The 24358-nt window shown below is 36.2% G+C and carries 22 protein-coding genes, 1 tRNA gene and 1 pseudogene; 17 read left to right on the top strand and 7 right to left on the bottom strand.

Features of this window, described 5'->3' with window-relative positions:
* Both DVW83_RS04965 and DVW83_RS04960 read left to right on the top strand, forming a co-directional pair.
* A partial coding sequence (locus tag DVW83_RS04965) for an N-acetylmuramoyl-L-alanine amidase (RefSeq protein ID WP_238699359.1) occupies positions 1 to 909 on the top strand: 909 nt, incomplete at its 5' end.
* A 187-nt stretch (positions 910 to 1096) separates the two neighbouring features.
* Positions 1097 to 1170: transfer RNA gene (locus DVW83_RS04960), tRNA-Ile, on the top strand.
* Between the two features lie 113 nt (positions 1171 to 1283).
* Here DVW83_RS04960 and DVW83_RS04955 read toward each other — a convergent pair.
* The 3 genes and pseudogenes from DVW83_RS04955 to DVW83_RS16105 all read right to left on the bottom strand — a co-directional run.
* The gene (locus DVW83_RS04955) at positions 1284 to 2078 is read right to left on the bottom strand and encodes a DUF1828 domain-containing protein (RefSeq protein ID WP_104660366.1); all 795 of its coding nucleotides are present in this window, start codon (positions 2076 to 2078) and stop codon (positions 1284 to 1286) included.
* Positions 2079 to 2096: 18 nt separating this feature from the next.
* Positions 2097 to 2582: a DUF6978 family protein gene (locus tag DVW83_RS04950; protein ID WP_104660365.1), complete on the bottom strand. Its 486-nt coding sequence runs from the start codon at positions 2580 to 2582 to the stop codon at positions 2097 to 2099.
* A 218-nt stretch (positions 2583 to 2800) separates the two neighbouring features.
* Positions 2801 to 2890: pseudogene (locus tag DVW83_RS16105) on the bottom strand (DUF5960 family protein); the annotation flags it as partial.
* A gap of 387 nt (positions 2891 to 3277) precedes the next feature.
* On the opposite strand from DVW83_RS16105, the gene DVW83_RS04945 reads away from it, so the two are divergent.
* Together DVW83_RS04945 and DVW83_RS04940 are read left to right on the top strand one after the other, a co-directional pair.
* On the top strand, positions 3278 to 3955 hold the full coding sequence (locus DVW83_RS04945) for a TVP38/TMEM64 family protein (protein WP_104660028.1): 678 nt from the start codon (positions 3278 to 3280) through the stop codon (positions 3953 to 3955).
* A gap of 131 nt (positions 3956 to 4086) precedes the next feature.
* A complete protein-coding gene (locus DVW83_RS04940) occupies positions 4087 to 5283 on the top strand; it encodes an MFS transporter (RefSeq protein WP_104660027.1) in 1197 nt (398 codons plus the stop codon).
* 102 nt (positions 5284 to 5385) lie between these two features.
* On the opposite strand, the gene DVW83_RS04935 is transcribed toward DVW83_RS04940, so the two are convergent.
* On the bottom strand, positions 5386 to 6918 hold the full coding sequence (locus DVW83_RS04935; RefSeq protein ID WP_137239090.1) for an ABC-F family ATP-binding cassette domain-containing protein: 1533 nt from the start codon (positions 6916 to 6918) through the stop codon (positions 5386 to 5388).
* A 348-nt stretch (positions 6919 to 7266) separates the two neighbouring features.
* On the opposite strand from DVW83_RS04935, the gene nagB reads away from it, so the two are divergent.
* From nagB to DVW83_RS04885, 11 genes are all read left to right on the top strand, one after another.
* A complete protein-coding gene (nagB, locus tag DVW83_RS04930) occupies positions 7267 to 7968 on the top strand; it encodes a glucosamine-6-phosphate deaminase (protein ID WP_104660026.1) in 702 nt (233 codons plus the stop codon).
* Positions 7969 to 8097: 129 nt separating this feature from the next.
* A complete protein-coding gene (locus DVW83_RS04925) occupies positions 8098 to 8811 on the top strand; it encodes an MgtC/SapB family protein (protein WP_104660025.1) in 714 nt (237 codons plus the stop codon).
* A gap of 213 nt (positions 8812 to 9024) precedes the next feature.
* Positions 9025 to 10146 (top strand): AI-2E family transporter, encoded by a 1122-nt coding sequence (locus tag DVW83_RS04920; RefSeq protein WP_104660024.1) that lies wholly within the window; start codon positions 9025 to 9027, stop codon positions 10144 to 10146.
* Positions 10147 to 10367: 221 nt separating this feature from the next.
* Positions 10368 to 10784, top strand: coding sequence for a PTS sugar transporter subunit IIA (locus DVW83_RS04915; protein ID WP_104660023.1), 417 nt, complete (start codon positions 10368 to 10370; stop codon positions 10782 to 10784).
* On the top strand, positions 10781 to 11251 hold the full coding sequence (locus DVW83_RS04910) for a PTS sugar transporter subunit IIB (RefSeq protein ID WP_104660022.1): 471 nt from the start codon (positions 10781 to 10783) through the stop codon (positions 11249 to 11251). Before DVW83_RS04915 ends, DVW83_RS04910 begins: the two co-directional genes overlap by 4 nt.
* Before the next feature lie 22 nt (positions 11252 to 11273).
* Positions 11274 to 12038: a PTS mannose/fructose/sorbose/N-acetylgalactosamine transporter subunit IIC gene (locus DVW83_RS04905; RefSeq protein ID WP_104660021.1), complete on the top strand. Its 765-nt coding sequence runs from the start codon at positions 11274 to 11276 to the stop codon at positions 12036 to 12038.
* Between the two features lie 12 nt (positions 12039 to 12050).
* Positions 12051 to 12863 carry a PTS system mannose/fructose/sorbose family transporter subunit IID gene (locus DVW83_RS04900; RefSeq protein ID WP_104660020.1) on the top strand — a complete coding sequence of 271 codons (813 nt, stop codon included), beginning with the start codon at positions 12051 to 12053 and terminating at the stop codon, positions 12861 to 12863.
* A gap of 45 nt (positions 12864 to 12908) precedes the next feature.
* Positions 12909 to 13874, top strand: coding sequence for an SIS domain-containing protein (locus DVW83_RS04895; RefSeq protein ID WP_104660019.1), 966 nt, complete (start codon positions 12909 to 12911; stop codon positions 13872 to 13874).
* Between the two features lie 179 nt (positions 13875 to 14053).
* A complete protein-coding gene (locus tag DVW83_RS15930; protein ID WP_342353583.1) occupies positions 14054 to 15604 on the top strand; it encodes a sigma 54-interacting transcriptional regulator in 1551 nt (516 codons plus the stop codon).
* Positions 15605 to 15632: 28 nt separating this feature from the next.
* On the top strand, positions 15633 to 16790 hold the full coding sequence (locus DVW83_RS15925) for a PRD domain-containing protein (protein ID WP_342353582.1): 1158 nt from the start codon (positions 15633 to 15635) through the stop codon (positions 16788 to 16790).
* Positions 16791 to 16793: 3 nt separating this feature from the next.
* Complete coding sequence (locus tag DVW83_RS04885) at positions 16794 to 17414, top strand: HAD family hydrolase (RefSeq protein ID WP_104660018.1); 621 nt, start codon at positions 16794 to 16796, stop codon at positions 17412 to 17414.
* 400 nt (positions 17415 to 17814) lie between these two features.
* Here DVW83_RS04885 and nrdF read toward each other — a convergent pair whose 3' ends face one another.
* The 3 genes from nrdF to nrdH form a co-directional block, all read right to left on the bottom strand.
* Positions 17815 to 18780, bottom strand: coding sequence for a class 1b ribonucleoside-diphosphate reductase subunit beta (nrdF, locus tag DVW83_RS04880; protein ID WP_016177897.1), 966 nt, complete (start codon positions 18778 to 18780; stop codon positions 17815 to 17817).
* A 52-nt stretch (positions 18781 to 18832) separates the two neighbouring features.
* The gene (gene nrdE, locus DVW83_RS04875) at positions 18833 to 20992 is read right to left on the bottom strand and encodes a class 1b ribonucleoside-diphosphate reductase subunit alpha (protein WP_104661930.1); all 2160 of its coding nucleotides are present in this window, start codon (positions 20990 to 20992) and stop codon (positions 18833 to 18835) included.
* A gap of 136 nt (positions 20993 to 21128) precedes the next feature.
* Entirely contained in the window at positions 21129 to 21353 is a 225-nt protein-coding gene (gene nrdH / locus DVW83_RS04870) for a glutaredoxin-like protein NrdH (RefSeq protein WP_081134079.1), read from the bottom strand.
* Between the two features lie 398 nt (positions 21354 to 21751).
* Here nrdH and DVW83_RS04865 point away from each other — a divergent pair, with 398 nt between their 5' ends.
* A complete protein-coding gene (locus tag DVW83_RS04865) occupies positions 21752 to 22219 on the top strand; it encodes a FeoA family protein (RefSeq protein ID WP_104661943.1) in 468 nt (155 codons plus the stop codon).
* 5 nt (positions 22220 to 22224) lie between these two features.
* Positions 22225 to 24357, top strand: a complete 2133-nt coding sequence (gene feoB, locus DVW83_RS04860; RefSeq protein WP_104661931.1) for a ferrous iron transport protein B — start codon at positions 22225 to 22227, stop codon at positions 24355 to 24357.
* Position 24358: the final 1 nt, after the last annotated feature.

Raw genomic sequence — 24358 nt, 5'->3', positions numbered from 1 at the left:
CAAAAATTGAAAGCATGGGCTTCTAAGTTGAAAAGGAATCAAATCGACTTTTACAATGAATCGCTAGATATGTTTCAACAAACAAAAGCTGGAGGTGGAGCGTATGACGTAAATGGTTATGCTTCTGTGACAGAGTTTCACTTGGATGGATCAGAAAATCCTAACGCTGAAAATGGCCATGTGATTATCAACGCTCGATTTAAAGCGGATAGTAATGATCTTGCGATTGCGAAAGTGATTGAGAAGTATGTTGGATTGTGGGGATCATCGAAACCTACTGGTGTGGTAGGAAGATCAGACTTATTAAACTGTAATGTTTTTGCAAATCGAGGTATTTCTTATCGATTGGTCGAATTAGGATTCATTACGAACAAGCGGGATATTGATGAGCTAACAAAAAATCTTGATGCGATCGCGAAAGGGATAGTTGAAGCCATTACAAGCGAATCTCTGAGTGGAGCTACTTCTTCTACAAATGCAGTATCAAAACCACAAACACCATCCGACCATGACAAAGCAGTAGCAGCAAGTAAAGCTGTTCATCAAGGGAACGCATGGGCGAAACTAGAAAAGTTCAATGAAGTAAGTAAAGGGAAAAAACGAATTGCAGGATGGCTGGTACCAGATAAACCAGAAGGTGTAATTGGTAAATTTGCATATATCTTAATTATGGAACATGGTACCACAAAAGAAATCACTCGTGTGGCTTCGCAAGGAATCAAACGACCTGACGTGAAGAAAAATTATGGTTACAAAGGTGGCGATGCCTTGGGAATGGACGTTACTGTCGATTTAGGTTGGGTGAAAAAGGGCACAAAAATCGATGTCATTTTCCGTCGTTGTAACCAAGCAAATGGTGAAGGTGCAGTAAATGATGTGCGGATTAAGGATATATATTTAACTTTATAAATATAAATAAAAAGCTCCTCGTTGAGGAGCTGTACATAATCGTATTGACAATTCTAAAAAATGTTCGGTAAAATATATTTATTATCGCATATGTTCACTATCATTACTAGTCACACTCCAAAATTATGCGATAATAGGTTTGTTGCCGCAAACTCTTTCTTTTGTCACATAATGGTGGCAACAACCTGTACCCTTAGCTCAGTTGGTCAGAGCAGACGGCTCATAACCGTCCGGTCGTAGGTTCGAGTCCTACAGGGTACATAATTAATTTTAGCTTGATATAAAACAAGATTGCATATCTATTTAACCATTTTGGTGTTTTTGGTTAAATAGATATGCTTTTTCAGATTATATAAAAAGAAGCGAAGGACAAATTATCCGAAAGATAATTTGTCCTTCACTTCTTTTTTGTTCTTAAAATCTATAACATCAATGTTATATTCTTTTAAAGATTCGATATTATTTAATGTAGTACTTTTACTAATATCTAAGTCACCAATTAATAGATTAAGACTTTCAGCTTCTTGATAGTATTTTTGCCTATACTCAGCAGTATCAACTAGAGTAGCAATAGCACTTTCAATAGTATTTCTTCTAAGTGAATTATGGACTTTTACTAATTTTGTTCCTTCGGCTGTTATGAATCCAAAATCTATTCTGTGTCCAAGTTGTGATTTACCAGTAATTGAGAAACTTGGAATTTTTTTAAATTCTTTTTGATTATTATTAAAGTAGTTTGTAACTTCTTCTAAAAATAACTCAGATACTACAGTTTTCCGTACAAAAGTTAAATCATTGACTTTTATAAGTATTTGAGTCATATCATGTATTGTTTGTCCAGGTTTTTTTAAGTCCAATTTTTTAAAAATTTCATTATCATGAGTTAAACTAGCATTCTCAAAATTTACAATGGATTTAAGCATATTGTTCCTATATGTTTTGTTTCTTGATATACAAATTCCGTGACTTTCTAAGTTCCAAGCGGTATAACCTTCATCTGAAATAATAAGATGTCCATCTTTATTTTTTATAACGAATGATATGTTATCACCAAAGTTATCTAAATATGGAGTTTGGATATCTATGGAACCTTTTTCATCAATGTCTTTAAAATTATAGTTTGTTTTAACCCAGTCAATATAACTTGCAGCTATTCTTTTTGCATCCATATAATCCCCTCCTTATATTTAGAATAAAGTTTCTTGGTTAGCTAGTTCTATTATTATATTATCTTGTTTTTCAATATTTGCAAATTGACAAATATCATTAAACAGTTTAAAGAAATCATCGGTATTTGAAATATTTTCAAAAGGAAGCGGAAAACATTTATAATGCGTATATGAATCTCCCGTTATTTGTCTAGTGTAAAATTCTTCTTCGGAAAATATGTTTATTCTATTTCCGTATACTTTTTCTCCGTCAGCATTTTTATGGAACCCATTATTAAGATTAACTCTGAAAAGAGTATGTTTTGTGTCGTTATCCATAAAGTGTATAGTTTTTTTACTAATAGAAAAGTGATACCTTAAAGTGAAAGCATATTTTCCTTCAAAGGATTTTAATGGAATAATTCCATTCGAATTTTCTGATAAATATATTTCATGGCGTTTCAAAGTCGTTTTGAAAATCTTAATTAGATGTTGTGCTTGTTCATCTGTTAAAAGCAGTTCCATTTCAATGATCCTCCGAATAATATACTTACATAATATCATTTTGATAGAAAAAATAAAAGTTGTGATTAAATAGGTAGAATTTTGTATTTATAAAGATTCATTAACAACTTTTATCTTTTTATAAGGAATCATCGTCTCACATGAGACATATACAAAAAACACCTTATTGTATTGTGCGCTATATCATAGGGGAAAATTTTTATCGGAATTATTGATATCTAATCAGTATATTTTTCAGGATCAACAAAAGTATACTTTACATAGTCAAACCGTTTATGTTTTGCTCTGACATCTGGGACATTGGTTACTCACATTAATTCCTCCTAGATATCAGTTTGCTACTATATATTAGTATTGTATCAATAATGACCATACTTTGACCATACTTTGTAAATAAAAACAGAATTATTCAGAAAGTGGTCGCAACCGAGAACCTTGCTTTTTCAAGACTTAGCTTTAACTAGAATTAAGTAGAAAGGGTTAAAATAAAAACAGTAAAATAATCACTTTTGATTGTTATGAGCTAGAATCTTTGTTATGAGGGTTCTAGCTTTTTTGTTTGGCTTTAGGATGAAAGGACAGAAACCAAATTCCAAGAAACAAACAAGGACTTGCTGATCCAATCTTTAGGTTGGCTGTTTTTTTTTATATGTATGGTACACTAATACATAATCAGTGTTTTGGTAGGTGAAAAAATGAAAAGTAAAAAATTACAGAAAGTATTGATCGCGCTGGGTATTTTGCTGATCCTTTTTTTAGGGTACCACTTGTATTTGGAATACCAATCAGATATCCATCTGTTAATTGATCCTAAAGCAAATGAACAACAATTGTTGCATAGTGTACGCTCCCATGGTCTTTCTGCGGCAGTGATCCTGATTTTGTTGATGGGGATCATGTGTGCTGTTCCAGGAGTACCTACTGCAGTCATCGGAGTGATTGTAGGGCTAAGCTATGGTCCTTTTCTTGGTGCATTGATCAATATTGTAGGGAATGCTTCTGGGAATATTTTAGCGATTTCTCTTATGCAATATTTGAAATTAGTTGACCATTCTAAAAAATCAAATCGTTGGGTCAAAGCGATTCGTAGCATGAAACACCCAAAAATCGGGATCATGGTGGGATACATGGTGCCGATCATTCCTTCATCGGTGATCAACTTTGCAACGACGACGTTGAATTTACAAGTTCGAGAAATTTTGATGTCGATCATTGTTGGGGTGATCCCATCTTCTGTTTTGTATGCGTGTGGAGGAGAGGCTTTATTTCATGGATACAGTAAAACAGCATTGCTCTTGATTGCAAGTGTGTTGATTTTGACTTTGTTGATTGTAGTTATCTATAAAGACCATAGAAAAAAACAAGTAGAATGAATTTTTTTCTTGTATAAAGATTTCAATAACGAATGTTTGTTTTGTATCGATAAAAGATTGGTTGTGCTAGACTTTCCTGTTTCCTATTTTTTAAAGAAGTTGTAAACTAATAAAGGAAATGGGGGAAATAAATGGAAAAAAACGAACAAACACCGTTAACACGCTCGCTGATTTTACTTTTGTCGATCACATGCGGCGTAGTTGTAGCGAATATGTATTATATCCAACCGATTGGAACGAAAGTAGCGACTAGTCTGTCCGTCAGTACGAGTGCCGTCGGAATCTTGACGATGTTGACTCAACTTGGTTATGCACTAGGATTATTATTTTTAGTTCCGTTAGGTGATGTTGTTGATCGACCTAAATTGATTATTCGGATGGCAGCGTTATCAGCAATTTCATTATTAGCAGCTTTTTTTGCGCCATCATTCACGTTGTTTGCTTGTGCGTCATTCTTGATTGGTTTATTATCTATCGTACCGCAAGTCATTATTCCGTATGGAGCGGTTCTAGCTGGGCCAAAAGCAAGAGGAAAAGTGATGGGGACATTACTGAGTGGTCTCTTAGTGGGAATCTTGCTTTCTCGAACTGTTTCGGGGATCGTAGCGAGTCTTTTCTCATGGCGGATGATTTACTTATTTGCATTAGTCTTGGTTGCTGTTTTAACAGGACTGTTATATTGGAAAATGCCAAGAACGACAGTAGCAACGACGAAAACAGTTTCTTATGTGGACTCTTTAAAAAGCTTGCCACATTTAGTAAAAACACAACGTTTGCTACGAGAAGCAGCTATCAGCGGTTTCTTTATGTTTGGGACATTTTCGATTTTTTGGTCAACGTTGATTTTTTATATCAGTAGTCCGGCGTATCATTGGGGAACTTTTGAAGCTGGAATCTTAGCTATATTTGGCTTATCTGGGGCTGTAGCAGCACCAATTGTTGGGCGACTAGCAGATTCCTATTCAGAACGCAAGATCGTAGGTATGGGCTTGGCTATGCAAACGATTAGTTTTATTGCTTTATTTATTGCAGGTGATTATTTGGTTGTATTATTGTTAGCGATCATCTTGTTGGATGTTGGGAACCAATTTGGACAAGTGGCGAATCAAACGAGAGTACAAGGTTTGGGAGAGGCAGCAAGCAATCGTAACAATACTATTTTTATGTTTATGTACTTTATTGGTGGAGCAGCTGGTTCATTGCTTGGTACTACAATGTGGCAACAATATGGTTGGACAGGCGTAACACTGGCTGGAATTGCTTTCCAATTATGTGCTTTTTTCTTTCAATATGTTGTTTTTAGGGAAAAAACGTATCAAGTATCCTAGTTGTGATCAACCAACGCATTTTTGCCAAAATAAGATAAGAGGTTAGGACAAAGCGTAAAGCTTTCTCCTAACCTCTTGTTTGAATAGAAGGATATTCGTTTATTATAAGCCTTCGATCTCGATGACTCTATCTGCTAGATCTTGGTAAAATTCTTGTTCATGGGAAACAATGATGACAGTACCAGGGAATTTTTGGATCCCCTTTTGCAAACTATCCTTAGTTTCATGGTCGATATGATTTGTCGGTTCATCAAGAATCAATAAGTTTCCTTGATTCATCGTCAATTGAGAAAGCTTGACTTTTGTTTGCTCCCCACCACTGAGGGTTGATAACGGTTCACTGGCTAATTGATTGACAAGCCCTGATTTAGCTAATTGGCGTCGTAACTCCTTGATCGTTGCCTTTGGAAATTGGGCACTTAAATATTGTAAAGGAGTCTCTAAAGGTTTTTCCCAATGGAGATCTTGTGAAAAATAATTGATTTTCGTATTATCAGGAAAATGATAATCCCCATCTAACTGTGTGATTTCTCCAATCAATGTTTTTAGAAGCGTGGATTTACCAATCCCGTTAAATCCTCGGATAGCTACTGTTTCACCAAAACGAATCGTTAGATTGATCGGCGCCAGTAAAGGACGTTCATAACCGATAACTAAATTAGTTGTTTCAACAGCAAGAGTAGTCACGATCGGTGCAAATGGGAAATCAAAAATCGCTTTAGCTGCGGAAGCAGGTGGTGTCAAGCGTTCGATTTTATCTAGCTGTTTCTGGCGACTCTTCGCCATCGTAGAACGTGAACCAGCTTTATATTTACGGATATAAGCTTCTGTTTTCTCGATCTGCTTTTGCTGTGCATGGAATTGGCGCAAATAGCTTTCACGATTTTGTTCTTTTTGTTTCAATGCCTGCTTTAGATGTCCCGTATATTTTGTGATTTTACCAAATTCGATATCTGCGATGTGAGTAGTAATCTTGTCTAGAAATTCTTGGTCATGTGAGATGACAATATATGTTCCTTCAAATTCTTGGAGAAACTGTGTCAGCCATTGGATATGCTGGTCGTCTAGATGGTTGGTTGGTTCATCTAGAATTAAGACATCTGGGGTCTCCAACAATAATTTTGCCAAGATGACTTTCGAACGTTGTCCGCCACTAAGATTTTTTAGAGGGGTATCCAGACCTAGGACATCGATCCCTAAGCCACTGCTCATCTCTGCTACCAAAGTATCGATTTGATAAAAAACCCCCTGATCTAGTTCTGTTTGTAACTTTCCTGCTTTTTCAAGGAGATTATCATCGAAATTCTCACCATATTCTTGATATAGTTCAGCTATTTTTGCCTCTTTTTCAAAATACTTTGAATAAGCTGTTTTTAGAAATTCTTCGATTGTTAAGGTTTCATCTACCTCTACATGTTGATCTAAATAGCCTCGGTGGGTATTTTTTTGCCAATGGATCTGACCATCATCAGGCAAGATCTCGCCAGTGATGATTTTGATCAAGGTACTTTTACCAGCACCATTTTGTCCAATCAAGCCTAGGTGTTCGCCGGCATTGACTTGTAGCTGAACATTTTCATATAAAATTTTATCCCCAAATTGCTGGGTAATATTTGTTAAAGTTAAAATACTCATTGTGATTTCCTTTCTAACGATGAGGAAGACACTTTAAAACTCAATTTCAAGGGAAATAGTTAAAATGATTTGGGAAATATTTCTCGTATTTTCTCTAAAAAGAGTAAGGTAAAAGAGGTTGGAACAGAAAAAAACTCTGTAGATTCATACTTTCGGCCTAGACTCTTGTAAAATAGTTGAATAAAATGCAACCAGTCTAAAAAACATCGTATCTAATGAAACGTAACACGGGCAGGAAGGCATTGTCAAGAAAATACAAAAAGTACGATATTTGGTCTATACTAATGTTGTAAAAATAAAAAAAGAATGCTATAATTGGGCTATACCAAAAACAAAGGAGTAGTCGTTATGGAAATCATTCGTGTGAAAAACGCTGAAGAAGGCGGAAAAAAAGCTTTTGAAATTATCAAAAAAGGTATGGATAATGGTGCTACGGTTTTAGGACTTGCGACAGGAAGTACGCCAATCACATTATATAAAGAAATGACTTCAAGCGATCTAGATTTCAGTAACATGACTTCTGTAAACTTGGATGAATATGTTGGACTAGGTGGGGATGATGACCAAAGCTACCGTCACTTTATGAATGTCCAATTGTTTGATAAAAAAACATTTAAAGAAACTTTCGTTCCAAATGGAAAAGCGGACGATCTTGAAGCAGCTTGCAAAGAGTATGATGAAGTGATCGAAAAACATCCGATCGATATCCAAATCTTAGGTATCGGCCAAAATGGTCATATCGGTTTCAACGAACCAGGCGCACCATTTGATGGGAAAACATCCGTAGTTGATTTAACTGAATCAACGATCAATGCCAATAAACGTTTCTTTGAAAAAGCAGAGGATGTTCCGACTAAAGCTGTTTCAATGGGCGTGGGTTCAATTCTTAAAGGAAAAGAAATTGTTTTACTTGCATATGGCGAAAACAAGGCAGATGCAATCAAAGGAATGATCGATGGACCTGTAACAACAGATATGCCAGCCAGTGCATTACAAAATCACGACAATGTCATCGTTATTATCGATGATGCTGCTGGAAGCAAATTATAAGCAAACTTTTCAAAAACTAAAAAAGAGGGTGTGGCAAACGTCTTGTCACGCACTCTTTTTTTCTACCAGAAATCAGTCTTTTTTGTTTCCATCTTTCAAACATGATATATTGAAGTAGAGGGTGTTGAAATGAATGATATGATATTAACTATTCCAGAAATCATCCTGAGATTGGGGATTGCATTACTATTTGGTGGAGCAATCGGGTTTGAACGACAATACAAAAATAGACCGGCAGGCATGCGTACGCACATTTTAGTTTGTATTGGTGCGTGTATCATCGCACTGATCCAAGTGGAAATCGCTAGTAAAGCAATGCGTGATGTGTTAGAATATCCGGAATTAGTTGGAACGATCCGGTCAGATGAAGCACGTCTGATTGCTCAAGTAGTCAGTGGTGTCGGATTTTTAGGTGCAGGAACGATCATCGTCACTAAGCAGTCTGTTACAGGTTTAACGACCGCAGCGTCTTTATGGGCAATTGCGGGGGTAGGCATTGCGATTGGTATGGGGTTTTATGCGATTGCTATTATTAGTTTTATCGGAATTGTGCTTGCATTGACAGTCGTCAAAAAAATTATCCATGTTCCAACGACTAAAAAGCTGGAGATCCAATTTATCCACCGAAAAGAAACGAAAGATTTTCTGGCAGATTATTTTGAAAAACGCGATATTATTATCGAAGATGTGAATTTTGACGTGAAATTTGTAGAAGATTATCGAGTATATAAAAACATTTATACGATAAATTTACCTAAAAACATGACTTACGCAGAAGTGATTGAAGAATTATCGACTTATAAAAATATCACAAAACTTCATTTGGTGAGCATTGCTCAGTAAAGTTCATTCTGTATCAACTAAATAAAAAAAGGACAAAACAAAAAGCATGGGGCTTCAAAAATTATTCATTTTTTGAGGGTCTTAGGGCTGAATGTTTTGTCCTTTTTGTTGATTGTAATGATTGAATAAGATAAAAGTTAAAATTTCTCATAAAATAGCGCTTTAATTTAATGGGAATGATAGAATAGACTTATCAAAAGTTGGAGGAGATGTATGTATTCAAAATTTAAAGAATCAAAATTATTATTCTGGACTGTTGAACTGGTATTGACGATTATCGGTGTCTTTTTTATCATCCAGATGCCGAATGTCTTTAGTCCAGTTTTAAAAATGATTTCAGCAATTGTCTTGCCGTTATTAATTGCTGGCTTCTTTTACTATATGTTTAATCCGGTAGTTTCATTTTTGGAAAAACATCGGATACCAAGAGTGTACGGGTACATCTTGGTATTAATTGTAGTGATCGTGGTTACAGTATTAGCAATCATGAATGTGATTCCTCAATTGGTCGAACAAACGATTCAATTAACACGAAGCTTACCAACCTACGCTGAAGAAACGAGTAAATGGCTGAATGAAGTGGCACAAAGAGAAGAATTTAAAAATTTCAATCTAGAGGAACAGTTAGCTTCTGCAAACTTATCTCTTAGCAATCTCTTCAATATCGCATTGGTAAGTTTGACAAGCAGTGTATCAAAGATCATTTCTTTCATGCTCCAGTTTTTTATTCTATTATTTACAGTGCCATTCATTTTATTGTTCATGTTCAAAGATGGACATAAATTTATTGACGCACTTTCAAAATTTTTCCCACAAAATATACGTGGTGAGTTGCGGCAAACTGTGAGAGAACTGAATGATACTTTATCGGCATATATCAGTAGTACGATCGTAGACGCAGTGATCATCGGTGTATTGAGCTTTATAGCAATGACGATTTTTAATCAGCCGTATAGTTTGTTACTCGCTGTATGTTGTGGGATCACGAATATCATACCTTACGTGGGACCATTCATTGGCGCGGTTCCTGCAGTGATCGTTGGCTTATTTGTTTCACCATTTCAAGCGCTTTATATGGCACTTTCTATACTGGTCATCCAACAGTTGGATGGGAATGTCATCAAACCATTATTATTTGGAAAGTCGATGAATATCCATCCATTAACCATCATTTTAGTTTTGATAGGAGCCGGAAGTGTGGCTGGAATCATGGGGATGCTGATTTGTATCCCAGTTTATGCGGTCATTAAGACATTGGTTTTGAATATTCGAAAAATCTATCTATTAAAAAAATTTGAGCACACTACAGAGAGCGATCGATTGATCAACGAATAATAGAAACACTACCATATAACAGAAAATTAGAAAAAAGCATCTTTGGAAGTCGTCATGACTTTTGGAGATGCTTTTTTTCAACACTTCAATCAACATTGTAGCAAGCCCAATATAAGTGTTGAATAATATGTTGATCAGTTTGATGTACGGTTCTTTTTTTCTATCAACAATTATTGGTACGAAATTTGCTTTTAATCAAATGACAACAAGGAGGCGAAAAAATGAATCTGCTTATATTAGCAAGTCACGGACAATTAGCACAAGGGATGAAACAGACACTACAAATGATTATTGGTGAAGTAGACAATCTCCATGCATTTAGCGCATTTCGAGATGATGACCAGTCTATAAAAGAGAAGGTTCAACAGTTGATTGAGGAAAATACAGAAAAAGATATTTATATTCTCACAGACATTCTAGGTGGGAGTGTCAATACAGAAATGATCCAATTGTTAAAGGAATACCCACAGGTCCATTTATTAGCTGGGATAAACTTACCGTTAGTTCTGTTATTTGCTAGTCAGTCAAAGAAAATAACAGAAGAACAAATAAATGATTTTATTTCAGAAAGCCAAACAGCTATTGTCAACTGCTCTAAAATCATCAAGGAAAAACAATTGAAGGAGGAAGAATTATGATCAAGTTATTTCGGATCGATCATCGTTTATTACATGGACAAGTTGTCTTTTCATGGAGTAAAGCATTGAATATCACACGGATCATTGTTGTAAATGATGAGGCAGCTAACGATGAATTTAAAAAGATGTCACTGAGCCTTTCAAAGCCGAACGGCATCCAACTGAATATTTTCGGTGTGGCAGAAATGCTGAAAAAAATGCCTAAGATCGAAACCCTTAAAGATAATATTTTAGTTGTTTTTGGCAATACGAAAGATACTTTGAATTTTTGTCAGCACTATCCTAAAGTAACTGAAATCAACTATGGGGGGATCACTAAGAAAGAAGGTTCAAAACAATATGGGAACGCAGTTTTTTTGAATGCGGAAGAAACAGCGAATTCAAAAGAACTACGAGATTTGGGCATCAAATTAACGATCCAACAGGTCCCCACATCTAAAAAAGAAGATTTAGGCAACAAATTATAAAACACAGATAAGGAGAAAGGCAATGTTAGTTCAAGCAATTTCTTTAGGATGCATTGGGGTGTTTTGTATCCTTGACTCAAGATTACTAGGAAGAATGAATTTTGAACGTCCGTTGATTGTCAGTACTTTAGTGGGATTGGTTTTAGGTGATCTGGAAAAAGGATTGATGGTAGGAGCATCTCTTGAGTTGATGTCCCTTGGTTTGGTAAACATTGGAGCTGCTGCACCACCAGATATGAATATGGCATCTATCATTGCGACTGCTTTTGCGATACTTTCAAATGCTGATGCAGAAACAGCTTTAACGATTGCCATTCCGATTTCTGTGCTAGGTCAGATGATTGGTATCTTACTCCGAACGGTTTTATCAAATTTCAGTCATCGAACCGATACATTAATCAAAGAGGCGAAGTACCAAAAAGCACGCCGAATACACATCTTATTAGGGCCAATACTGTATTCCAGCATGTACTTTATTCCGATATTCTTAGCTATTTATTTTGGGACTGATTTAGTAAAACAAATTGTAAATAAGATTCCAGAATGGCTTACGAATGGTTTAACTTTAGCAAGTAAAATTTTACCAGCGTATGGGTTTGCACTACTTTTAAATACGATGTTAACGAACAAATTAGTACCATTTTTACTTTTAGGTTTTCTGATTACTGCCTATTCTGGGTTGAGTATCATCGGTATCGCAGCTTTTGCGTGTATCCTAGCAGTATTGTTATCAGAAGTGAAGTTCAGTAAGAATCAACAAGCAGTTGTTGATCCACTTGATGATTAAGGGGGTAAAATAATGGCAAAAAAAGATACAAATGATTGGAAATATCGTCAATTTTTTTGGCGATCATGGGCAATCCAAGCTTCATGGAATTATGAACGTCAGATGAATATGGGCTTTTTATATGGAATGGCACCGATCATTGATGCAATCTATAAAGATCCTCAAGATGCAGAGTTGAAGAAAGCAGCGTATCAACGTCACATGGTTTATTACAATTGTACACCACAAACTAGTGCTTTTATACTCGGTCTAGCGGCTTCGATGGAAGAACAATATGCGACGGATAAAGAAAATTTTGATGTTGAAGCAGTGAATGCAGTCAAAACAAGTTTGATGGGGCCACTATCAGGTGTAGGGGATTCATTTTTTCAAGGAACTGTTCGTGTTCTGGCATTTGGTCTGGGGATAAACTTAGCCCAAAACGGGAGTGTTTTAGGACCGATTTTAGCCATTCTTATTTCATTTTTCCCCTCTGCACTTATTACGTATTATGGTGGGAAGATCGGCTATAACATGGGCAATAAATATTTAGATAAGTTATACCGAGAAGGACTTATGGAAAAAGTGATGTACATTTGTTCCATTGTTGGTTTGATGGTCATCGGGTCGATGGTGGCTAGCATGATCGATATAACGACACCGATCAAAGTAGGAAAAGCATTTGTTCTACAAGATGTATTAGATCAAATGATGCCTAAAATGATACCGCTAGCTCTAACATTTTTTATGTACTGGCTTTTAAAGAAAAAAGTACCTACAGGTTGGATGTTGTTTATTAGCATTGCTGGCGGGATTGTTTTGAATGTATTGGGTATTTTTAATTAGTGCCAACCAATTTGGTTAACTATAAATTTAGGGGGTATTCATCAAATGAATCCAAAGGAAATTATTGAGGGAATTGTTCAAAAAAACGAAATACGATCTGTCTTTTTTGTTGGATGTGGCGCATCAAAAGCTGACTTGTATCCAGCAAAATATTTCTTGGACCAAGAGGCAAAAAAATTACGTATCAGTCACTATACAGCAAATGAATTCAATTATGCTACGCCTACTTCTGTTGACGAAACAGCTATCGTGATTACTGCTTCGTTAGGCGGAACAACACCAGAAACAGTTCAGGCAAATGCTGTAGCCAAAAGTAGAAATGCCCATGTGATCAGTTTGACACGGACAGTAGATTCACCGTTAACAAAAGAGGCAGACTATGTCATTTACCATCGTTTTTCTGAAAGTTATGCAGCAAAACTGGAAAAAACAGGTTATGCACTTCAATTAGCTGTGGAAATTTTGAATCAAGTAGAGGGATACGTGAATTACGATAAAATGCAGAGAGGTTTTGCTAACATTTATGATTTATGCCAACAAGCTGCAGAAAGTGCGAGATTAGATGCAAAAAAATTCGCAGATGCATATAAAGAAGATTCTGTGATATATGTGATGAGCAGTGGTGCTACTCATGAAGTTGCTTATTCCACTTCAATTTGTTTAATGATGGAAATGCAATGGATCAATTCAGGAACCTTCCATAGTGGCGAATTCTTTCATGGACCATTTGAGATCGTTGACAAAGACGTTCCATTCATCTTGTTGATGAATGAGGGGAAAACTAGAAAAATCGATAGTCGTGCCCTAACATTTTTAGAACGCTTCAATGCTAAAACAACTGTAGTTGATGCATTGGATCATGGGCTATCAGTACATGTTCCTGCCGAAGTACTAGATTATTTCAATCCAATGGTGATCACAGCTGTTTTTCGAGTGTACGCAGAAGAATTAGCTATCGCTAGAGAACATCCGTTGACAAAACGCCGTTATATGTGGAAATTAGAGTACTAAATGTCAAAGAGTAGATGAGTCACAAGTACCGCAAAGCATATGCGCGTGTTTTGCGGTTTCTTTATTGTATCAGTAATAAAAGTGAGAACAGTTTCCTCTTTTTCACCACGAACGTTCAAATCAGTATGCAACTTTTCTAACCTCTATTTTATACTAAGAAAAACGAAAGAGGTGTTCAAATGAATCAGGCTATTACAGATTATTTAATCCAACAAACAAGAACGATAATTGAAGCTGAGTCACCTTTATTGTCTGCACAAGCAATTTCTGAGGCAGTAGGACTAAATCGTAGTACAGTTAGCGGATATTTGAATCACGCGTACCAAGAAGGTATTTTACTGAAAATCAGAGAATATCCGGTTTTATTTTTACATCGGGAGACATTTCAACATTGTTTTTTTGTTCCTAGAAAAACGGATTATTCTTCAATAGATGAATTATTGGAAGAAACAGCTGAAGAATCTCCTTTAGCTAGTGTAATTGGTGCAAAGGGTAGTTTGAAAGGTCAAATTGAACAAATTAAAACGGCAGTTTTATATCCGGGAAATGGCTTGCCAATCATGATCTGCGGAGCAAGTGGGTCAGGAAAAAGCTTTTTAGCACATAAAATCTATGATTATGCTGTTCAAGAGGGGGTCGTCAAAAAGATAGCACCGTTTATTTCTCTGAACTGTGCTCAATATTTCAATAATCCAGAATTATTATCTAGTATCTTATTCGGCTATACAAAGGGTGCTTTCACAGGGGCAGAGCAGAATAAGGAAGGATTATTGCATCAGGCAGATCAAGGATTTTTGTTTTTAGATGAAGTGCATAGATTGACGAGTGAAGGGCAAGAAAAATCATTCTCTTTTATGGATACGGGGAAATATACACCAGTTGGGGATGATGGAATCGAGAAACAAGCCAATGTCCGATTGATTTTTGCAACGACAGAGGATCTGCAACAAACCTTCTTACCAACTTTTTTGCGTAGATTACCTGTAATCGTAGGACTACCAAGTTTTAAGGAACGTTCACTTACAGAACGAGCGAGCTTAGTAGATAGTTTTTTCCTGGAAGAAAGCAATATTTTGGAAAAGGAATTATCTGTATCAAGAAAAGTTATCCACTATTTACAGCATTCTGATTTCGCAGGAAATGTAGGGAAAATAAAAAATATCATCAAATATGCGTGTGGGAGTGCATATGCTAGAGATAAAAAAAGAGCTCAAGTGAATGTTTCAATCAAAGATTTACCTCGGGAATGCTTAGTAAAATTAAAAGATCAGGTGATGGACAACCTGCAAGTTGCTACTCCCTGTACTTATCTTCCACATACGAAACCGCAAATTTTCCAATCTGTTGAATTAGTAAAATTAGCTGATTTTTTTACCGACCTATTAGCTGATTTTTTATTCTATGAAGAACAACGAGAAACGAAGCGATTCATTGATAAAACTATTCGTAGAGTCACAATATTGATGGATGAATTTACTTTTCACCCTTCTTTTTCAACCGAAGAGTCTTTGTTCACCTTTTTAACTTACCATATCCGTTCTACGCTGAAGTTCATGACAGAAAACTATGGATTCGAACAAGATGGACACCGTATATTGGTTATTGCCAATTTTCTCTATTTAAAAGAGAATCAAATGTTGTTAGGTGAAGACCCCAGATGGCTATCTATCAAGCCACGTATTCTTCAGTTTTTAGATGAAGCGATGGGGGTAGGCACTTTGGTTTGCTAAAAGACTATTGAGTCAATTAGCTAGTCGGATGGAATGCAGATTTTTAGAAGAAGATTTGATATTTATTACATTCTACTTGTATAGTTTGAATATCACGAAAGGCACAAGTAAAATCAAAGCACTAGTATTAGCACATGGATACACGACCGCTAGCAGTATGGCAAATGTAGCAAATCGTATGTTGAAGAAAAATTTATTTCAGGCTTTTGATATGCCTCTTGACAGCACGATATCAGAGATTGAAGATCAGGTTATCCACTATATTGAAAATTATCACACAGAAGCTGGTCTAATTTTACTCATTGATATGGGTTCTTTGAATCAGTTAAGTAAGCGATTGATCAATAAAATCAGCGGACCTTTGCTGATGATTGATTGTGTCTCGACTCCGTTGTTATTAGAAATCGGTCAAGAAATCACGCAAGGTCGTTCAATTATAGAAATCAGTGAAACTTTTCAAGTGGAGAATCGAATAAAAAAGCAGTTTATTTTACCAGAAAGAAATCGGAAAAAAGTTATCTTAACTTGCTGCTATACGGGGATGGGGAGCGCTATACAGATCCAAGAGATATTGACTAAAAGTTTAGACAATGTAGAAAAAGAGATGGTAGTAATTCCCTATGATTATCAAAAATTGAGACAATATAAGAAAAATGAATTGCCATTTCAGATTTACGATGTTTTAGCAATCATTGGTACAGAGGACCCTGAAATAGAAGATATTCTCTATATAGGGTTAGAAGAGTTGATCACTGGAGATGAAGTAGAAAAATTGGTCCGGCTCGTTGAACATGAAGTGGAGATTGATGCAATGAAGTTGAGAGACGATTTGATATTTAATTTTTCTCTCAAAAAGATGATTGAAAATTTAGTTATTTTAGACGTAGAAAAAGTTTTGGCACTTGTTAAAGCAGCAATTGAAAGACTAGAAAAAATCTTAGATAGATCTTTTAATAGTAATCGTCGATTTTTACTCTATCTCCATTGTTGTTGCATGGTTGAACGGATTTTACGTAAAGAAAATATTGATCCTCAAAAAGATATAAAAAAATATAAACAAATGCATCAAAGTCAGATGACTGCTATTAAACAAGCTTTTCAAGAAGTAGAAAGAGCCTATACCATTGAACTTTCAGATTTAGAAGTACGATTGATCCATGAAATTATTTCGAATAAAGGAGAGTAAAAAATGTTCGATAGTGTGATTTTTGATATGGATGGTGTTTTAGTTGATACAGAACGGTTTTATTTTGAAAGGAGAATGGCTTTCTTCGAGGAAATAAAGGAGGAACCTACTACAAGTGATCTATTGGATTGTTTAGGTAAAACAGAGCAGGGCATTTGGAATACCCTAATACCAGAAAAAGAAAAAAGAGAAAAACTAAAACTACAGTATATGGATTATCGTAAAAGACATCCGATATTTTATCCCGATGTTTTAAGAAAAGAAGTGCCACAAGTAATAAAAGCCTTAAAAGAAAGGCAGGTGAAATTAGCAATTGCTTCTTCCTCGCCAAGGCGTGAAATAAAAAAAATGCTTGATGATTGTCAGTTGGGCGCCTACTTCGATGTAATCATGAGTGGAGATCATGTAAAGGAAAGTAAGCCTCATCCTGAAATTTATCAACGGACAAAAGAGTTGCTGGGAACAGAACAACCCTTCGCAATTGAAGATTCTCCGGTAGGTATTTTAGCCGCTAAGCGAGCTAATTTGTATACGTTGGCGCTGCAGCAACCCTTCGCAATTGATCAATCTTTGGCAGATGAGAAGATTGAAAATTTGACGGAAATCTTGACGAAAGTTAGATGAGGATGTTACGCAAATAAAATAGCATGCGAAAGGAAACAAAAATTTTCAAGATGAATAAGCTATTTCTCACGAAAGCTAGTTGTATACTTAGCGAAGGATAGCTTATTTTTTTTACGAGTGGCACTTATTTTATCTAACCCTTTGAAATCGAATAGAGGCTAATCTACTTTATTTGGTGCGAAACGATGATTAAATTAACTTCACAACAAAAAAGAGCTTGAGACAAAAGTTAATCTCAAGCTCTAAATATGAATAAACGGTGGGAGCAGAAGCAACTCCTTCAGACATAAGTCGACATTCACAAAAAATCAAAACGCAATTTCCACAAATGTAGACTTATTTCTCGGAGTTAAACACTTCTGTCCCAGCCTCTTTTGCTCAAACTGAATCACTTTACAGTCTAGTCTAATCCAATCAAATAGTCATCGTCTTTCATGGCTTCAACATGACCAAGTAAGTAGCCGTTACCGACTTGAGAGAAGAAGTCATGGTTGCTTGTTCCTGTGGAAATCCCATTCATGACGATTGGGTTTACATCATTTGCTGTGTCTGGGAAGAGTGGGTCCATTCCTAGGTTCATCAAAGCTTTATTTGCGTTGTAGCGCAAGAAAGTTTTCACTTCTTCTGTCCAACCGATTGGATCGTATAATTCTTCCGTATAACGTTCTTCATTTTCATATAATTCATACAACAAATTATACATCCAATCTTTTAATTGCTCCTGTTCTTCTTCAGGAAGTTCATTATAGCCTAGCTGAAATTTGTACCCAATGTAGGTACCATGCACAGATTCATCGCGAATGATCAATTTGATGATTTCAGCGACATTCGCCAATTTATTATTTCCTAAATAGTAAAGTGGTGTGTAAAAACCAGAATAGAATAAGAATGTTTCTAAAAACACACTGGCAATTTTCTTTTCTAAAGGTGTGCCATGCTTATAAATTTCGTTGATACGCTCTGCTTTTTTCTGCAGATAAGGATTTGTATTCGTCCATTCAAAAATTTCTTCGATTTCTTTTTTTGTATTCAGTGTACTGAAGATAGAAGAATAGCTTTTTGCATGAACAGATTCCATGAATTGGATGTTGTTCAATACCGCTTCTTCATGAGGGGTACGAACATCCTTGCGCAATTGATCCATTCCGCTTTCTGATTGAACGGTATCTAGTAATGTCAATCCACCAAAAACATGACCAACAGTGTCTTTTTCTAATTGAGAAAGGGTACGCCAATCATCTAAGTCATTAGATAAAGGAATACGTGTGTCTAACCAAAATTGCTCAGTCAATTTTTCCCACGTAGATTTATCGATGACATCTTCAATTTCATTCCAGTTTATTGCTTCATAATAAGTTTCTGACATGAGTGATGCTCCTTTATTTGAAATACAGTCCTAAATATTCTTGATTACCCAATTAGATGACACAGCTTTCACATTGGTTGCTGCCGATTTCTTCTGCATCGTCTGTGAAGGTACGTACGTAATAAATTGATTTTACACCTTTATGGAATGCATAGTGTCTTAAAATATTTAGATCACGTGTCGTTTGTTTGGTTGTTGTTTTCCATTCATAAAGCCCTTCTGGAATTTCAGAACGCATGAATAAAGTTAAACTCATTCCTTGGTCGACATGCTTTTGTGCAGTGGCGTAGATATCGATCACTTTTCGCATATCCATATCATAAGCAGAAGTATAATAAGGAATTGTTTCGTTTGAAAGATAAGGTGCTGGATAATAGATTTTACCGATTTTCTTTTCTTGGCGTTCTTCGATCATACGAGTGATCGGATGGATACTTGCACTTGTATCGTTGATATAAGAAATTGATCCATTTGGTGCAACAGCCAATCGGTTCTGATGATACAATCCATCTTTCATGATTGCTTGTTTCAAGTTTTCCCAGTCTTCAGCACTTGGGATAAAAATGCCAGCAAATAATTGTTTCACTTTTTCTGATTTTGGTTGGAACTCTCCAGTAACATATTTATCAAAATAAGTACCGTCTGCATAAGCTGATTTTTCAAAATTATGAAATACTTGTTTTCGTTCACGAGCAATCGCGTTGCTTTCTACAAGTGTCCAATAGTTTAGTAACATGAAATAAATATTTGTGAAGTCCAGTGAATCTTCAGAGCCATATTTCATTTGTTCTTTAGCAAAAAATGTGTGTAAGCCCATTGCGCCTAAACCAATCGTATGGTTCAATTTGTTTCCATGTTGGATTGGTGGAACAACGTCGATATCCGAGACATCTGTGATATAAGTCAATGCACGAGTCATTGTACGGACTGAATGACCAAAATCTGGGCTATCCATCAAGTTGACAATATTTGTTGAACCTAAGTTACATGAAATATCTGTTCCCAATACTTCATATTCTTGGTTTCCATTGATAACAGAAGGTGTTTGTACTTGTAAAATCTCAGAACATAAGTTGCTCATGATGATTTTTCCATCTATTGGATTTTCGCGATTAGCTGTATCGATATTGATAATATAAGGATAGCCAGATTCTTGTTGTAATTTTGAAATTTCATTTTCAAGATCGCGTGCTTTGATTTTTTGTTTCCGAATGTTAGGGTTAGCGACCAAGTTATCGTATTCAGCAGTGATGTCGACATAAGAAAATGGGACACCGTATTCTTTTTCAACGCTATACGGACTGAATAGATACATGTCTTCATTTTTACGTGCTAATTCGTAAAATTTATCAGGCACGATGACACCAAGAGAAAGTGTTTTAACACGAATTTTTTCATCTGCATTTTCTTTTTTTGCTGAAAGAAAGGCAATGATATCCGGATGGAAAACATTCAAATAAACCACGCCAGCTCCTTGACGCTGACCTAACTGATTTGAATAACTGAAACTATCTTCATAAAGTTTCATTACTGGAACAACCCCGCTAGCAGCTCCTTCGTATCCTTTGATCGGCGCACCTGCTTCACGCAAATTAGAAAGTGTGATACCTACACCTCCACCAATACGAGACAGTTGTAAAGCTGAGTTGATGGAACGACCAATCGAATTCATATCATCTGTCACTTGTGTCAAGAAACAGGAAACCAATTCACCGCGTCGCTTGCGCCCAGCATTCAAGAACGAAGGTGTAGCTGGTTGATAGCGTTGGTGGATCATTTCATCAGCTAAAGAAAGAGCAAGGTCTTCGTCACCATTTGCAAAATAAAGAGCATTGAAAGCTACACGATCTTCATAAGATTCTAAATATGCAGAACCATCGTTTGTTTTTAATGCATACTGTGAATAAAATTTATAAGCAGCCATAAATGATTTAAATGTAAAATGTTGTTTGTCTAAAAATTGATATAGCTTTTCAATAAATTCAGGAGAATAAAGCTGAATAAATTCTGATTCCAAGTAATCATGAGTGATTAAATAATTGATTTTATCCATTGCTGTAGCAAAAGTCATTGTATTTGGTTTAACATTTTCCTCAAAAAATGCACTCAATGCTTCTTTATCTTTATTTAAAGGGATCTGACCATTCACAGGTCGATTGATCTCGTTGTTTAACTTAAAATAGCTGACATCTTTTAATTGTTTAAGACTCATAAATACGCCCAACCTTCATTTCTTATTTTGGTAAATTCTTTCTTTTAATGCTGTAAAAAAGGATTTGGGGGATGTTCGGCAAAGAGTCCTCACTTCCATCAAATCCGATTAGAGATACATTCCAATTGACAGTTCATTAGCTAGCAAGTTTGCGTAATTGATCTGGACGGAAACCAATCACTGTTTCAACGTCTGAAGTGATTACAGGTACACTTTGAAAGCCTTGTGCTTTTAACCAATCGATGGCTTCAGGTTGTTCATCGATATTGACTTCCTCAAAATCGATTTGGTTGTCCGCTAAAAAGCGTTTGACCATCTTACATTGCATACAATTGTTTTTTGAAAATATTTTTACGTTCATTTTTATTTTCCTCCTGACTCTGCTGTTTATCTATAATGAATAGTATAAAACTATTAGTAAAAAAGTCAAACGACAGACACTACATATTGTGTTGTGGAAACTGTGGAATACTATGTTTTGTGGTTTTTGAAAAACAGCTGAAAACAAGCGTTAAGTGAAAAAAAGCTTGTTTTAGTACAGAAAATACTGTGGAAAACTTGGGAAAAAGTTTTTTTTACACATAAAAATCAAAAGAAATGAAAATACGCTCAAAAAATCACAAGTAACATTGACATTCTCAATTAGAGAGAGTATTCTTTGTGAGAATGATTCTCAATAACTAAGATAGATTGGGATTGAATGGATAGATAAAATGGAGAAAAGCTATAGAAGACTTTTTTCACAAGAAGGGAGCTTTGATGGAAACTTTAGAAGAAGCCAAACTAAATCTTGTGTATCAGATTGAAAAAATACAGACCAGTGATTCAGTCAAAAAGCACTTGCAAAATTTAGGAGTTATCATAGAAAGTAAAATCGTCGTTATCAATCGATCTGGCAACAACTCGATTTTACTCCTAAAAAATAATCGGATCGCAGTCAACCGTGAGTTATTAAGCCAGATTATCGTAAAAAAAAGCGAGTTCTCCGAAGAAAGTTGGACTTCGCTTGACCAGCTTACTACAGGCGAAAGTGGTGTGGTGGTTGCCATTCATGGGAAGGGTGCAGTGAAACGACGTCTGATGGATATGGGTGTGACTAAAAACGTGCGTGTCACTGTACGAAAATTAGCACCGTTAGGCGACCCTTTAGAAATCACATTACGAGGGTATGAATTGACACTTCGTAAAGAAGAAGCATCCTTGATCCTGGTTCAAAAAGAGGAGTAGATAAAATGAAAGTTGCACTAGTCGGTAATCCAAATAGTGGAAAGACGAGTCTGTTCAACGCATTGACAGGCGCAAATCAATATGTGGGAAACTGGCCCGGCGTGACCGTCGAAAAAAAAGAAGGGCACTTGAAGAAACATCCCACCATCTATATTCAAGATTTACCGGGGATCTATTCCCTTTCCCCTTATACGCCTGAAGAAGTGATTGCTAGAAATTATCTGATTGATGAACGGCCTGATGTGACCATCAATATCGTAGATGCCATGAATTTGGAAAGAAATCTTTATTTGACTTCACAACTGCTTGATTTAGGTATTCCCGTCATTGTGGGATTAAATATGATGGATGTCGTTAAAAAAGACGGTCGAAAAATCAATAGTGAAAAATTAAGTTATGGTTTAGGCGTTCCTGTTGTTCCTATCAGTGTATTGAAAAGGGAAGGACTAGGAAAAATAACAGAAATGATCATTCAAGCGACCTATAAGAAGCTACCAACACCGCTCTCTTGTACATATGATGATCGCCTAGAAGCAGCATTACATGAAATTGAGGATGTTTTAGACAATAGTGTTCCCGTTTTTAAACGATGGTATGCGATCAAACTGTTTGAGCGCGATCCTGAGATTTCGAAAGGTCTAAAAATTTCTGCAAAGCAATTAAAGGAAGTCGAACAATTGATTCGTTTGACTGAAAAGATTTTTGATGAAGATAGCGAGACGATTATCATCAATGAACGGTACGAATGGTTGACCCAATTAACGGCTCTTTGTGTGGTCACAAAGGACTCTTTTCAGCTTTCTATCAGTGATAAGATCGATCGGATCGTTACCAATCGGTGGTTTGCATTACCTATTTTTGCTTTTGTTATGTGGTTTGTCTATTATCTAGCCATCCAAACGATTGGGACGATCGGAACCGACTGGGTCAATGATACGTTGTTCGGCGGCTGGTTGCCAAACCATATTGAACAGTTATTAGTTGAGTGGCAAGTAGCTGACTGGATGCAACAATTGATTTTAAATGGGATCATTGCTGGAGTCGGGGCTGTTTTAGGATTTCTCCCACAATTAATCGTTCTTTTCTTATGCTTGAGTTTCTTAGAGGACTGCGGCTACATGGCACGAATCGCATTTGTGATGGACCGATTGTTCCGAAAATTTGGTCTTTCAGGAAAATCATTTATTCCCATGCTGATTGCTACTGGTTGTGGGGTGCCGGGTGTAATGGCAAGTCGAACGATTGAAAATGAACAGGACAGACGGTTGACGATCATGGTCACTACATTTATGCCCTGTTCTGCAAAATTGCCTATCATTGCATTGATTACTGGAGCATTTTTCCCTCATGCTTCATGGGTTGCTCCTTCTGCCTATTTTTTAGGGATGACTTCCATTGTCATCTCTGGGATCATGTTGAAGAAAACCAAATTGTTTGCTGGAGACACGTCTCCTTTCATCATGGAATTGCCAACTTACCATTTGCCGAAATGGTCGATCATTCTAAGACAGACATATGATCGAAGTAAGTCATTCGTGAAAAAGGCTGGCACGATTATTTTTATCTCAAGTATCCTTATCTGGTTTACATCTTCATACAATTTTATCGGACAAGCTGTGCCTGAAAGTCAAAGTATCTTAGCAAGCTTTGGACGTGTGATTGCCCCTATTTTCCACCCACTTGGCTGGGGAAACTGGCAAGGGACTGTAGCTACCATCACCGGCCTGATTGCGAAAGAAAATATCATTGGTACCTTTGGCATTTTATTTGGGCACAAAGAAGTTTCTGAAAATGGACAAGAAATTTGGCTGGCATTGCAAAATACGTATACATCTGCTGCTGCCTATTCATTTTTAGCATTCAATTTGCTATGTGCTCCTTGTTTTGCCGCAATTGGCGCAATCCATCGGGAAATGAATTCTACGAAATGGACGATGATCGCAGTAGGCTATCAATGCGGTTTTGCTTATTTGATCAGCTTTATTATCTATCAGCTCTCTCACTTGTTTGAAGGGGGACATTTAGTCATCCCAACTTATTTGGCAGGGATATGTATCGTTGGTATCTGTTATGCATTATTGAAAAAGAAAGCAAAGACTAGTAACGTATTAACCATTTCGATAGAAGGTGAACAATAAT

The organism is Enterococcus sp. VV15 (assembly GCF_005236045.1).
In the GTDB taxonomy this organism is placed as follows: Bacteria; Bacillota; Bacilli; order Lactobacillales; family Enterococcaceae; genus Enterococcus_B; species Enterococcus_B durans.
The sequence above is the reverse complement of the archived record's forward strand: the minus strand, read 5'-3'. Positions and strand labels throughout refer to the sequence as shown.